Raw genomic sequence first — 12,556 nt, forward strand, 5'->3', positions numbered from 1 at the left:
TGGCAACCGTGAATAACGGAGCCGGCGCCCATGAACAGCAACGCTTTGAAGAAGGCGTGGGTGATAAGGTGAAACATGCCGACCGCCACTCCACCGACCCCAAGGCCCATCATCATGAAGCCGAGCTGCGAGACGGTCGAATAGGCGAGGATGCGTTTGATATCGGTTTGCGCGACGGCGATGGTCGCCGCGAAAACGGCGGTGATAGCGCCAACCCACGTCACGACCTGGAGAGCGGTAGTTGCGGTCGGAGTGGACTCGGGTGAACCGGACATCAAAGGATAAACTCGGGCCACGAGAAACACGCCTGCTGCAACCATCGTGGCCGCATGGATGAGAGCGCTCACTGGAGTCGGGCCTTCCATGGCGTCCGGGAGCCACACGTGCAGCGGGAATTGCGCGGACTTGCCGACCGTGCCGCAGAAGATGAGGAGCGCGGCCGCGGGAAGCAGCGTGCTCGAGGCGTTGGCGTGCACGGCCTCGTGCATGTGCGTGAAATCCAGCGTGCCGATGGCCGAGAACAGCGCCAGGATGCCGAGGAAAAAGCCCACGTCGCCGATGCGTGTCGTGAGAAAGGCCTTTTTCGAGGCATTGGCCGCGGAGTCTTTCTCGGAGTAAAAGCCGATGAGCAGGTACGAGCAAAGGCCCATGACTTCCCAGGACATGAAAAACTGCAGGTAGTTGTTGGCGATGACCAGCATGAGCATCGCGGCCATGAAGAGCGAAAGATAGGCGAAGAAGCGAGAGAAGCGCGGCTCGTCGTGCATGTAGCCCGAGGAATAAATCTGGATCAGCGTGCCGATCAGCGTGACGACCAGAAGCAGCGTGGCCGCGGGCGGATCGATCAGGATGCCGAAGTTCAACGGATGGGAGCCGAGCGCGAGGAAAGCGAATTCATGCCGCAGCGTCGCGCCCTGCGACACTTGCCAGATGAGGGGCCAGGCAACGGCGCAGGAACCGAGGCTCGCCGCAATCGAAATGAGCGCGGCCTTGTGTTTCACGTGTTTGCCCAGAAGAATGTTGATCGTGAAGGCGATGAGCGGCAGAAGCGGGATGAGATAGGCTTTTTCCACCGGCATCACCATTTCATCAGATGGATTTCGTCCATCTGGATCGTTTTGCGGTTACGGTAAAGGGCCAGCACAATGGCAAGGCCGACGGCAGCGCCCGCGGCGGCAAGGGCGATCACGAAGAACGCGAAGATTTGTCCGGTTTCCGGCGAAAGTGAAGTCGTCCTGGAAAACACAACAAGGTTCACGTTGACCGCGTTCAGGATGAGCTCGATGGAAATGAGCACGGCGATGGCGTTGCGGCGCGTCATGACGCCATACACGCCGAGGACCAGAAGCAGCAGCGAGAAAAGCAGGTAATGTTCGAGGGGGATTCTCACGCCTTGTCCTTTCTGGCCACGACAATGGCGCCGATCAAGACCGCGAAAAGCAGAATGCCCAGGACTTCGAACGGGAACACGTAAGTGGTCATAAGACTTTGGCCCAGGCCGTTCACCGAAAGGGTGGCGCTTAAGGCTGCAGGCGACACGGGCCATGGCGTCTTCATGAGCCGCGGGGCCATAAACGCAAGGAAGAGCGCGCAAGCCGCGAACACGGGACCGGCTTGGCCGTTGGATGCCGAAGCCTCGCCCCCACTCAGCCGCGCGGTGAGCATGACCGCGTAAATGATGAGCGTCAGCACCGCGCCCACGTAGATCAGGACCTGGATCATGGCCAGGAATTCCGCGCCTACCGAAAGGTAAGTCCCGGCCACGACGATGAGCACGACGGCCAGGCACAAGCCCGCGTGAAACAGGTTGCGGCAGGTCACGGCGCCGAGAGCCGCGATTACGCCAAGGCCCATCAGCGCGTAGATGCCTGCATTAACGATTGTGTTGAGAACGTCCATCCGGAAATCTCCGTTTCACTGCTTGCAACGTACGGGGACAGGTCTAAAGAACTGTCCCCATGCTTGCCCGGTTAATCCGCGAACTGATACTCCCGCTTTTCCGGCACATAAGGCTTGTTCAGCCACGTGAGAATCGTAAACGAGCCGGCCATCAGGACAAGCGGGATGAAAAATTTCAAAATGCCGCCGAGATAATACCAAAGCCCGGCCGCAAGAATGTTGACGAGCGTGAGCGGCAGCAGGAATTTCCACGCCAGGCCCATGAGCTGGTCCACGCGAAGGCGCGGAAGCGTGCCGCGAAACCACATCATCACAAAGATGAAAGAGTAGGTCTTGAGGAAGAACCAGATCCACGAGGGCAGGAAGCCAGGGCCCTGCCAGCCGCCGAAATAAAGGGTGGTCGTGAGCGCCGCGCCCGAAAAGCAGTTCATGAATTCGGCCATGTAGAAGAGCGCGAACTTCATGCCGCTGTATTCGGTGTGGAAGCCGGCCACGATTTCGGATTCGGCTTCCGGAAGATCGAAGGGAGAGCGGTTGCATTCGGCGACCGTGCACAAAAAGAAGAAGACCGCGCCGAAAAAGCCCCAGGGCGTGAGCACGAACCATCCGCTCGCCTGTGCCTCGACGATTTGCCGCGTGGACAAGCTGCCCACGACGAGAAGGACAGGCACGACCGACAAGACCATCGGGACTTCGTAAGAGATCATCTGCGCCACGGCGCGCATGCCGCCCAGGATCGAGTATTTGTTGCGCGAGCCCCAGCTGGCCATGAAGATCGCGATGGTCGTGGTGGAAGAGACGGCGAGGAAATAAAGAATGCCGACGTTCAGGTCCACCGCGATCATGCCTTTGCCGAACGGCAGCACGGCGAACAGAAGCAGCGCCGGGGCCACGATCAGGATCGGCGCGAGCAGGTGAAGGACAGGGTCCGCGCCCTTGGGCACGATGTCTTCTTTAGTCAGCATCTTCACGCCGTCCGCGAGCGGCTGGAGAAGGCCCCATTTGCCCACGCGGTTCGGGCCGATGCGGTTCTGCATGCGGCCCACGACTTTGCGCTCCATGAGCGTGAGGTACATCATGATGGCCGGGCCGAGGACCGCGATGGCCGTGATGCTGATCATGATGGAATGGATAGGCATCGTCCACTCAGGCATGAATTTGCCGAGGACGCCGAGGATCGCGCCTTTCAGATTGACGAAGATCGATTCCATTTACACCGCCGGTTTCGGAGGTTGGGGAGGCGGAGTTGTGCCGGGAGCCGCCGGCGGGGGAGGAGGCGGAGCTTTCGCGGCCGCCTCGGCCTTTGCCTTGGCCGCGGCTTCCGCGGCTTTTTTCTTGTCCTCGGCTTCTTTTAATTTGGCGTCGACAGCCGTGGCATCGTTCGGCCGGATTTTGTGGAAATAGGCATTGGATTTCAGCAGGTCGTCTTTGTGGTAGAGGAGGTCGTCGTTGCGTTCCGCGGACGCGATCTCGAATTCGTGGTCCATGTAAATGGCTTCGAACGGGCAGGCTTCTTCGCAGATGCCGCAGTTCATGCACACCGTGAAGTCGATGTCGAAAATAGCCGGACGCTTGAGCGGCTTGCCGTCTTTATCGAACTCGCGCACGATGTAAATGCACTTAGGCGGGCATTCTTTCGCGCAGATGTCGCAGGCCACGCAGCGGAGATTTTCCGGTTCCTTGTCATAAATCAGGAAAGGGAAATTGCGGAAGCGCTCTTTTTCCGGCAGACGCTGCTCGGGATATTCCACGGTGAAGAGAGCGCCGTCCTGTCCGCGTTTCTTGAAATACGAGGCGAAGAACTGCTTCAGCGTCACCCACATGCCTTGGAGAATGCCGTAGCCGTAAAACATCAGTGGTCCACCTCCCCGAGCACGATGTCCACGCTGCCCAGGATCACGATGGCGTCGGCGAGCTTGTGGCCGAGGCAGAGGTCTTCGAGGATCGTCAGATTAATAAAGGAAGGCGCGCGCACGTGATAACGCCAGGGCTGCGGCGTGCCGTCGGAGACGACATAAAATCCCAGCTCGCCTTTGGGCGCTTCCACCCGGCCATAGGCTTCGCCGACCGGCGGCTTGAAATTGCGCGGCGACTTGAGGAAGGGGACCATCTTCTTGTTCATGATTTCGCCGGGTTTTATTTCCTTCAGGGCCTGGTCCAGGATTTTCAGGCTCTCGCGGATTTCCAGCACGCGCACGTAGTAGCGGTCGTACACGTCGCCCTTTTTGCCGAGCGGGACTTTGAAGTTGAAGCGGTCGTAGATCGAATACTTGTCCACTTTGCGGATGTCGTAATTCACGCCGGACGCGCGGAGCATGGGGCCGGTGATGCTGGCGTTCACGGCGAGTTCCGCCGGAAGCACGCCGACGTTCTGGCAGCGCATGCACAGGATCTCGTTTTTCGTGAGCAGCGTCTCGAATTCGTCCAGGAACTTCGGGAACTTGTCCACGATTTCGCGGATACGTTCGAGCACGCTTTGCGGCACGTCGTACTTGATGCCGCCGAAGCGGAAGTAATTGCACATCATGCGCGCGCCCGAGACTTCTTCGAAGAGGTCGAGGATTTTTTCGCGCTCGCGGAACGCATAAAGGACGGGCGTGAAAAAAGCGCCGAGGTCGTTCAGAAGAAATCCGATCACGGAAACGTGGTTCACGATACGCGTCAATTCCGCCATGATCACGCGGATATATTGGGCGCGCTCCGGCACTTCGATCGCTGCGAGTTTTTCCACGGCGAGCGACCAGCCGAAATTGTTCGACATGGAATTGAAATAATCGAGGCGGTCCGTGTACGGCATGGACGCGGCGTACGACATGTTTTCCGCGATCTGCTCGTGATTGCGGTGCAGGTAGCCCATGACCGGCTTCAGCGACACCACAGTTTCGCCGTCCAGCACCATGTTCATGCGGAAGACGCCGTGCGTGGAAGGATGCTGCGGCCCGACGTTGATTTCCAGCGTCTGTCCGTCGTGCTGCACTTCGTTTTTGGGGCTGATCTCGCCTTTGTTCATTTAAGCTTCGGGGCTCCCGGTCGGCTTCTGCGCGACAGCGCGCTTGCCCGTTTTGCGGAGTTCTTCGGCTTTCGCGCGGTCGGCGTCCGAGACTTTCACGCCGCGCTTTTCCAGCCATTCCACGTCCGCGGCTTCCAGCGTTTCGGAATCTTCCTGCTCGTAATCCTTGCGCATGGGCCAGCCTTCGAAGCTGTCCCACATGAAAATGCGCCGCATGTCCGGATGATTTTCGTAGACGATGCCGTAGAGGTCGTAGGCCTCGCGCTCCTGATACTCGGCGCCGCGGTAAATGGGAACGAGCGAGGGAAGGCGCGGGTTCGCGCGGTCGGTGCGCGCGCGCAGCACGATGCTTCCGGCCTTCTTTTCCATGGAGTACAGGTGATAGACCGATTCAAGATAGGTCAGATAATCCGCGCCGGTCACCGACGACAGATAATCGAATTTCAGCGCGGGATCTTCTTTCAGGCATTTGGCCACGCGCGGAAGGTCCGCGGCGTTTTCCACGAGAAGGCTCTCGCGCACCAGCTTGAGCTTCACGCCGGGCAGGGCCTTTTCGATGAGCGCTTTGATTTCTTCGGTCTTCATGCGTTTGCCGGAGGCGGCGGAGGCGCCGCGGGTTTCGGAGCGGTTGCCGAAGGGGGCACCGCGGGCGCGGCGGGCTTCGGCGGCGCCGGAGGAGTATCCAGGTCGGGCGCCTTGATTTTCTTTCCGATCAAAATGGGTTCGCCGTAGCGTTCCTTGCGGTGGTCCACGTCGCGAGGGTTCCACACTTCGGGATTGTATTTGGGGACAAGGCCGTGCGGCCCGAATTCCGGAACCGGGTATTCGCGCTTGAAACCCTTGCGATACCATTCCGTGTTTTCGATTTCCTGGTTGTCGATCTTGCGCTGCAATTCCTGCAGGCCGAAAAGCAGGGCCTCGGGACGCGGCGGGCATCCGGGCAGGTGGACGTCGACCGGAATGTAGCGGTCGATGCCGCGCAGCACGTTGTAGCCGTCGATGAACGGGCCGCCCGCGATGGAGCAGGCGCCCATGGTGATGCAGTATTTGGGCTCGGCCATCTGGTTGTAAAGACGCACGACCTGCGGCGCCATTTTTTTCGTCACGGTGCCGGCGATGATGATAAGGTCGGATTGGCGGGGAGACGCACGGAAGAGTTCCGCGCCGAAACGCGCGATGTCGTAGCGCGCGCAGGCCGTCGCGATCATCTCGATGGCGCAGCAGGCCAGGCCGAACTGCATGGGCCAGATGGAGGAGCGGCGGCCCCAGTTGTAGAGCTCGTTCAGCGTCGTGACGACCACGCCTTTTTTGCCCAGCTCATTTTTCAGGCCGTGGTCGATTGCCGAAACGTTTTGCGTGAACGCCATGTTATTCCCAGTCCAGGGTTTTTTTCTTCCATTCGTAGGCGAGGCCGAGAAACAGGACGCCGATGAAGACGGCCATGGCTGCAAAAGCCTCGGGGCCCAGCCCTTTGAAGGACACGGCCCAGGGAAAGATGAAAACGGTTTCCACGTCGAAGATCACGAAGATCAGCGCGAAGATGTAATATTGCACGCGGAACTGGATCCAGGAATCGCCCTCGGCTTCGAGACCGCATTCGTACGAAGCGTTTTTGATATCGGAAGGTTTTTTGGGGGCAACGAAAAAAGCGAGAACAACCGGAAGGACAGCAAAAACGATCGCGAACAAAATAAAAATGCCAATGAATAGATACTTGTAAAAATAAGTGTCATTCATCATTTGGGGCATTATACGGATTTCGCCGCTCAAAAGTCAAACATTCACACGCATTTAGAGTTTTTTTACGGCGCGACGACGGTCAGGATGCCCGAATAGTGATGCAGGTGGTTGATGTAGTCGACGGGCGCGAGCTCGGCGTAAGAGAAAAATCCGGCGACCGGAAGGTCCGGGAAGGCCGCGCGGATCAGGTTGACGTCCTGATCCGGAAAACCGTACAGGTTTTTGCCGCGGGAGGCGCAGTTGTAATACAAACCGAAGGCGGGCTTTCGGCCGTCAAGACGAGTCTTGAGGTCCCGGAGGGTGTTTTCCATATCGGCGCGGGCATAAGCGGCATCGCGGACGGCGAAAGTCAGGAATTCGCCTTCTTCCACGGGCGCGGTGCAGGCGATGACGCCGCTTTTGGTGTTCACTTCCGTGATGTTGTGCACCACGTAATTGGATTTGCTGAAATCGGTCTGGAAGCTGCGCATGGGAAGCCCGACCATCACGTCGTCATGGGCCTTTTGCGGGTCTTCCGACTCGATCTGCGAGACATGCTCGATGAAAATGTCGTAAGCCGGGCGCCCCTCGAGTTCGTAAATCATGTGGCCCCGCGAGCGAGTGATGCGAAGCGGCTCGCCGAAGGGCAGGCAGGACTGCGTGAGCGCGGTCTCGGTCCGGGCCGGTCCCGAAAAGGCAAAGCCGCCGAACGCGTCGTAAGAAACCTCGGTGCCGTGGAACTGATAGGTCTTTTCCTGTTTCCCGTCTTCGGAAGCCGTGCCGCCGAGTACCGGGACATAGCCGCACGTGCTTTCCAGGCCTTCGAAGAAAATCGGGCTGTGAAAGCTGAAGTGATCGGCCGTCATGAAAAGCCCGGACGGGTCCGGGAATTCGTTCTTGATGCGCTCGCCCAGCCGCAGGCCCGCGCGCAGATTGCTTTCCTGAAGATGGCGGACCAGGAAGGAATCCCAGGCCAGGTCGTCGGAGGACAGCAGCAGGACGCTGACGCCCGGCCCGTTATCGAGTTCCGCCATTTCCGTGAGAATGCCGCTCGCGCTGGAGCCCGTGATGTGCGCGGCGCCCGTGACCTTGCGGATTTTTTCGAGAAGGACTTCGAAGCTGCGGAGGTGATGGAGCGTGGCGAAAACAAGGGCCACGTCGGCTTTGGGCCTGCCGAGTCTCGCCATGGCCTGGCGGCCGCAGACTTCCGCGGCATTTTCCGCATTCCGGTCTTTGGAATAAGATGATGCGGCAAAGATCATGCGCATCATTATATAATGGCGCGCCGCAAACGCTCAGTAAAAATTTTGGAAAAAATGAAAAAGCAAAAAACGGATCAGCCCGCCGCGAACGAAAATGGTTTTTTGCCGCCACTTTTTTTGGAGCGGCTGGAAAAAATCATTCCGCCGGAACATCGGGAGCGCGTGATGAAATCTTTCGAGGCTTCGCGGCCCGCGGTGTTTCGCCTGCACGCGGCCGCGGGCCCGGCGCCGGAAGAAATTCCCGCGCTCCTGAAACAGGACGGCCTGATGGCCGAAGCCTTGCCGTGGTGCGAAACCGCGTTTGTCCTGAAAGAGGGAAGCGTGCGCGGGCTTCAGGAAACGGAGCTTTACCACAAGGGCCTTCTTTATATTCAGGGCGCGTCGAGCCTTCTGGTCCCGCTCGTCCTGGACGTCAGGCCCGGGCAGCACGTGCTCGACATGGCGGCCGCGCCCGGAAGCAAGACCACGCAGATCGCTCTGATGATGAAAGGCGAAGGGGAACTCACCGCGAACGATGCGAGCCGGCCGAGGTTTTTCAAACTCAAAGCCGCGATCGACGCCCAGGGATTTCAAAACGTGCGCCTCATCATGAAAGACGGACAGTTTTTGTGGAAGCAATTCCCGGAATCGTTCGACCGCGTGCTGCTGGATGCGCCCTGCTCGGGCGAGGCGCGCTTCTGCGCGACTTCAAAGGAAAGCCTGGGACAGTGGAAGCCCGGCAAGGTCAAAGCGCTTGCGGCGAAGCAGAAACTCCTGCTGCTGTCCGCGTTTTCGGCGCTCAAGCCGGGCGGTGTCCTGGTTTATTCGACCTGCACGTTCGCGCCCGAGGAAAATGAGGAAGTGATCAGCTGGGGCCTGGGCAAATTCGGCCCGGCCGCGGCCGTGGAGGCCTTTGAGCCGCCCTTATTATATATGGAAGGCCTGGCCTCCTGGGGCAAGAGGGAGCTGGACCCCGCCGTCCGGAAGACCCGGCGCATCCTGCCGGACGGGCTCACCGAAGCCTTTTACATCGCCAAGATAAGGAAAACCGACTCATGGACCGCCGAAAGAAAAAAAACGTAACCGCCCGGAAAAAAATCCGCATTATCGACGTGGGCTGCGCCATCATCAGGAAGAAGGACAAGCTGCTCATTGCCCAGCGGAATCCCGAGGACACGTACGGAAACTATTGGGAATTCCCCGGCGGCAAGATGGAAGATTGCGAGACGATCGAAGAATGCCTTGCGCGCGAAGTGAAGGAAGAGCTGGGCGTGCGGATCAAGGCGCGGAAGCATCTCTTCACGAAGTTTCATCCCTACGTGGACCGGAAGCTGCGGCTTTATTTTTATCTGTGCGACTGGATCAGCGGGAAACCCGCGGCGCATGACTGCCAGGGCTTTGCTTTCGTGGAGCCCGAGGAATTAGTGAACTATAAATTTCCGCCGGCGGATGACACGATTATCCGGCACCTGATACGGAAAAGAGTTTTTTACTTTGGGAAGAAGTCGGCGCAAAAACGAAGGGGACAGGCTTAAAAGCCTGTCCTCGTTCGCTGGCGCGCAAGCCGGGATCTGCAGAAAGAAAATGTGAGCATGGACGGGGACATGCCTTTAGGCGTGCCCCATGGCTGAGAATGCAAGAGGCCTCTCGAGTGCATGCGGGCCTCCGCGTGCGGCGGTTTAGTCGTACTTTTCGTAGAAGATCTGTTCTTTGGCGAAGCCCATCTGCGTGCCCATCTCGACGACGGCGTTGATCATGTTCGTGAGGCCGCAAATGTAGATGTGCGTATCCGGATTCACCGGGATGTATTTCTTCAGCATATTCTGCACGTATTCGGTTTCGCCTTTCCAGGTTTTGGGGCGCGAGACCGTGAACACGTTGTGAAGGTTCGGATATTTCCTGGCGGCCTCTTCGAATTCTTCCTTATAAAGCACGTCTTCTTCGTAGCGGTTGCCGAAGATGTTCCAGATCTGGATTTTTTCCCCGCCGTCCAGCAGGTCGTGAATCATGGAGCGGAAGGGGGCGATGCCCGTGCCTGTGGAGATGTAAACGAGGGTCTTGGGAAGCGGCCGGCGCGCGGTGAAGCGGCCGAGCGGGCCCTGGATTTCCATTTTGTCGCCTTCCTTCAAGGTCCACAGCCATTCCGTGGCCTTGCCGCCCGGGACTTTTTTCCAGCAGAGGTCGAGCGAACCCTTCCAGCGCGGCGAAGAGGCGATGGAGTAGGGGCGCTTGATCACCTTCTCGGGAGTGGGAACCATGATGTTCAAGAACTGTCCGGCGTCGAAGTCGAAGACGGTACCCGGGTCAAACACCATGTGGAAATGGCGGGTGTCCTGAATTCCCATATCTTTAATAGATTCAATGGTAACGGTAAAGATTCCGGCTCGCATAGGCGTTATAATATAAAGTAACCTTTTTAAAAAAGCTATGGGAAACTAGGAGGGCAGGACCGGCATGCCGGCGCCCTCAGGCCGGGCCAAGTGACCAAAGACCCCCAACATCCAAAGTCCCGCTTCCGCTTCTCGCTGCGGTATAAAGTCGCCCTTCCGGTGCTGATTTTCGTCACGCTGATGCTGTTCCTGCTCTTCCGCACGACGTTCCGTTTCGTGCGCGAGCTGGTTCTCGAGCGCACGGAAAGCCGCCTTCTTGCCATCGCCGAAGTCTTTACCGAGTCCCTGAAAGTCCCGCTCGTCCTCAGCAATCAGGAAGTGCTCGTCGCCACGCTTCAATGGATGGCCGAGCGTTCGGACGTGATCGAAGTGCGCGTCGAAGACACGCAGGGCGGCATCGTCGGCAGCACGAACCCGCAGCTGCTTACGCTTCCGGCGCCGCTGAAGCTGCCGAGTTTCAAAGGCGTGCAGCGGATTTCGCAGGACCGTTACGGAGTCGCGGTGCCGATCGACGTGGGAGGCAATCCTCTCGGGCGGCTTGTCATCGTTTTTTCCCAGCTCGGCCTCGAACAGGACCTGCGCCAGATTTTCGTCGATCGCATGCTTCTCGCGTTTTCCATGGGCGCGGTGCTGGCGCTCATGACCGCCTTGATCACCTGGGCGGCGGTGCGGCCTCTTTTCCGGCTCAAAAAAACCGTGCAGGAGATTCTGTCCGGCAATCTGGACGCGCGCGCGCAGATCACGACCTTCGACGAGATCGAGGACCTGGCCGGCGCCTTCAACGAGATGGTGTCGCGCCTCGCGCGAAGCCTGGACAATCTCCGGTCGCGCACGCAGGCGCTCGAAGACTCGGAGGAAAAGTACCGCCTCATCGTCGACAACGCAAGCGACATCATTTTCGCGCTCGAGCCGTCCGGCGATATCGTGTTCTTGAACGAGGGGTTTTCCGGGTGCACGCGCGAAGAGATCCTGGACGGCGGGCTCAAGCTGTTCAAGGATCTGCACCAGAGCGATTCCCTGAAGGAGTTCGACCGCGCGCTCGCGCTCGTGCAGGACACGCGCGAATCCGTGATCAACGTGGCGACCACGCACATCCACCGCAGCGACCAGAGCGAGATTTTTTACCTGACCAGCTTTACGCCGCTCGTCGACCATGACGGCAAGGTGAAGTTGATCCAGGGCATGATGCGCGACGTGACCGAGCTGCGGCGCATCGAGCTGATGAAGGAATCCCTGATCCGCGACGTGGCGCACGAGCTGAAGACGCCGACCGCGAAGTTCGAGATGGCCGTGAACTGGTTCGAAAAGGAAATCAAACAGAACCCGGAGCTGGCCAAATACGCCTCCATCATCGAGATGCTCAAAAACAACACCGACCGGCTCATGCGCACGATCACGAGCATCATGGACCTGTCGAAACTCGAGTCCGGCGTGCTGCAGATCAACCGGGAAAAGCTCGACCTGAATCATGTGCTGCGGCAGGTGCTTCAGGACATGGAGCCGCTGTGCGTTCACAAAGGGCTGGTCCTGGAAAATCACATCAGCACGGAACCGCTCATGATCGAGGGCGACCGCGACATGCTCTACCGCCTTTTCGTCAACCTCATCCAGAACGCCATCAAGTATACGCCCAAGGGAGCCATCAAGGTGTTCAGCTGCCGCAAGGGCCCGAACATCATGGCCGAAGTCCGGGACACCGGCATCGGCATCGAGGAAAAGGACCTCAAGACCATTTTTGACCGGTTCGTGCAAAAAACCGCGGCGTCGGTCGGCATCGGCGTAGGCCTTACCATCTCTAGAGATATCGCGATTCTGCATCACGCGAAAGTCTGGGCCGAAAGCGAGGGCCTTGGAAAAGGCTCGACTTTTAAAGTAAAATTCTAGCAACACCTTTGGAGCCGCGATGAGCACGAACGGGCAGCGCAAAATCATGATTGTCGAGGACGACGAGGATCTCCACGTCCTCTACGGCCTTTACCTCCAGGGCCAGGACTACGAAATCCTGCGCGCCTACAACGGGCAGGAGGCCTTCGATATCCTGGAAAAAGAAAAGCCGCGGCTCATCATCCTGGACATGATCATGCCGGTCATGGACGGCGAAGAATTTTTCGTGAAGCTGCGTACGGAAAAGAAAATCGCGGACATCCCGGTCATCATCGCGAGCGTCAACGACAAGATTTCCCCCAAGCTTCTGAACCTCGGCAACATCCACGCGATCCTCAAAAAACCGTTCACGATCGAAACGCTTGTCCAGCACATCGAGCAGGCGTTGAGCAACGGCGCCAAGCGCTGATCTC

The 12,556-nt window shown here is 58.6% G+C and carries 15 protein-coding genes; 4 read left to right on the forward strand and 11 right to left on the reverse strand.

Annotated elements, in window-relative coordinates:
* The 10 genes from VL688_04495 to VL688_04540 all read right to left on the reverse strand — a co-directional run.
* Positions 1-1,079: NADH-quinone oxidoreductase subunit L (locus VL688_04495; protein HTL47302.1), on the reverse strand; the 1,079-nt coding region annotated here is incomplete at its 3' end.
* Positions 1,079-1,390, reverse strand: a complete 312-nt coding sequence (nuoK, locus tag VL688_04500) for an NADH-quinone oxidoreductase subunit NuoK (protein HTL47303.1) — start codon at positions 1,388-1,390, stop codon at positions 1,079-1,081. The genes VL688_04495 and nuoK, both read right to left, overlap by 1 nt.
* Complete coding sequence (locus VL688_04505) at positions 1,387-1,899, reverse strand: NADH-quinone oxidoreductase subunit J (GenBank protein HTL47304.1); 513 nt, start codon at positions 1,897-1,899, stop codon at positions 1,387-1,389. Before VL688_04505 ends, nuoK begins: the two co-directional genes overlap by 4 nt.
* A 71-nt stretch (positions 1,900-1,970) precedes the next feature.
* On the reverse strand, positions 1,971-3,110 hold the full coding sequence (gene nuoH, locus VL688_04510; GenBank protein HTL47305.1) for an NADH-quinone oxidoreductase subunit NuoH: 1,140 nt from the start codon (positions 3,108-3,110) through the stop codon (positions 1,971-1,973).
* Positions 3,111-3,752, reverse strand: coding sequence for an NADH-quinone oxidoreductase subunit I (locus VL688_04515; GenBank protein ID HTL47306.1), 642 nt, complete (start codon positions 3,750-3,752; stop codon positions 3,111-3,113).
* Positions 3,752-4,909: an NADH-quinone oxidoreductase subunit D gene (locus tag VL688_04520; protein HTL47307.1), complete on the reverse strand. Its 1,158-nt coding sequence runs from the start codon at positions 4,907-4,909 to the stop codon at positions 3,752-3,754. The genes VL688_04515 and VL688_04520 overlap by 1 nt, the downstream gene beginning before the upstream one ends.
* A complete protein-coding gene (locus tag VL688_04525) occupies positions 4,910-5,494 on the reverse strand; it encodes an NADH-quinone oxidoreductase subunit C (GenBank protein ID HTL47308.1) in 585 nt (194 codons plus the stop codon).
* Complete coding sequence (locus tag VL688_04530) at positions 5,491-6,276, reverse strand: NADH-quinone oxidoreductase subunit B (protein HTL47309.1); 786 nt, start codon at positions 6,274-6,276, stop codon at positions 5,491-5,493. Before VL688_04530 ends, VL688_04525 begins: the two co-directional genes overlap by 4 nt.
* 1 nt (position 6,277) lies before the next feature.
* Complete coding sequence (ndhC, locus tag VL688_04535) at positions 6,278-6,646, reverse strand: NADH-quinone oxidoreductase subunit A (GenBank protein HTL47310.1); 369 nt, start codon at positions 6,644-6,646, stop codon at positions 6,278-6,280.
* A 65-nt stretch (positions 6,647-6,711) separates the two neighbouring features.
* Positions 6,712-7,899, reverse strand: coding sequence for an FIST N-terminal domain-containing protein (locus VL688_04540; protein ID HTL47311.1), 1,188 nt, complete (start codon positions 7,897-7,899; stop codon positions 6,712-6,714).
* A 45-nt stretch (positions 7,900-7,944) separates the two neighbouring features.
* Here VL688_04540 and VL688_04545 point away from each other — a divergent pair, with 45 nt between their 5' ends.
* Entirely contained in the window at positions 7,945-8,952 is a 1,008-nt protein-coding gene (locus VL688_04545) for an RsmB/NOP family class I SAM-dependent RNA methyltransferase (protein ID HTL47312.1), read from the forward strand.
* A complete protein-coding gene (locus VL688_04550; protein HTL47313.1) occupies positions 8,925-9,404 on the forward strand; it encodes a (deoxy)nucleoside triphosphate pyrophosphohydrolase in 480 nt (159 codons plus the stop codon). The genes VL688_04545 and VL688_04550 overlap by 28 nt, the downstream gene beginning before the upstream one ends.
* A gap of 144 nt (positions 9,405-9,548) precedes the next feature.
* On the opposite strand, the gene VL688_04555 is transcribed toward VL688_04550, so the two are convergent.
* On the reverse strand, positions 9,549-10,214 hold the full coding sequence (locus tag VL688_04555; protein ID HTL47314.1) for an FAD-dependent oxidoreductase: 666 nt from the start codon (positions 10,212-10,214) through the stop codon (positions 9,549-9,551).
* Between the two features lie 135 nt (positions 10,215-10,349).
* On the opposite strand from VL688_04555, the gene VL688_04560 reads away from it, so the two are divergent.
* Positions 10,350-12,143: an ATP-binding protein gene (locus VL688_04560; GenBank protein HTL47315.1), complete on the forward strand. Its 1,794-nt coding sequence runs from the start codon at positions 10,350-10,352 to the stop codon at positions 12,141-12,143.
* 19 nt (positions 12,144-12,162) lie between these two features.
* On the forward strand, positions 12,163-12,552 hold the full coding sequence (locus VL688_04565; GenBank protein HTL47316.1) for a response regulator: 390 nt from the start codon (positions 12,163-12,165) through the stop codon (positions 12,550-12,552).
* Positions 12,553-12,556: the final 4 nt, after the last annotated feature.

The organism is Verrucomicrobiia bacterium, from assembly GCA_035495615.1.
In the GTDB taxonomy this organism is placed as follows: domain Bacteria; phylum Omnitrophota; class Omnitrophia; order Omnitrophales; family Aquincolibacteriaceae; genus DATJFP01.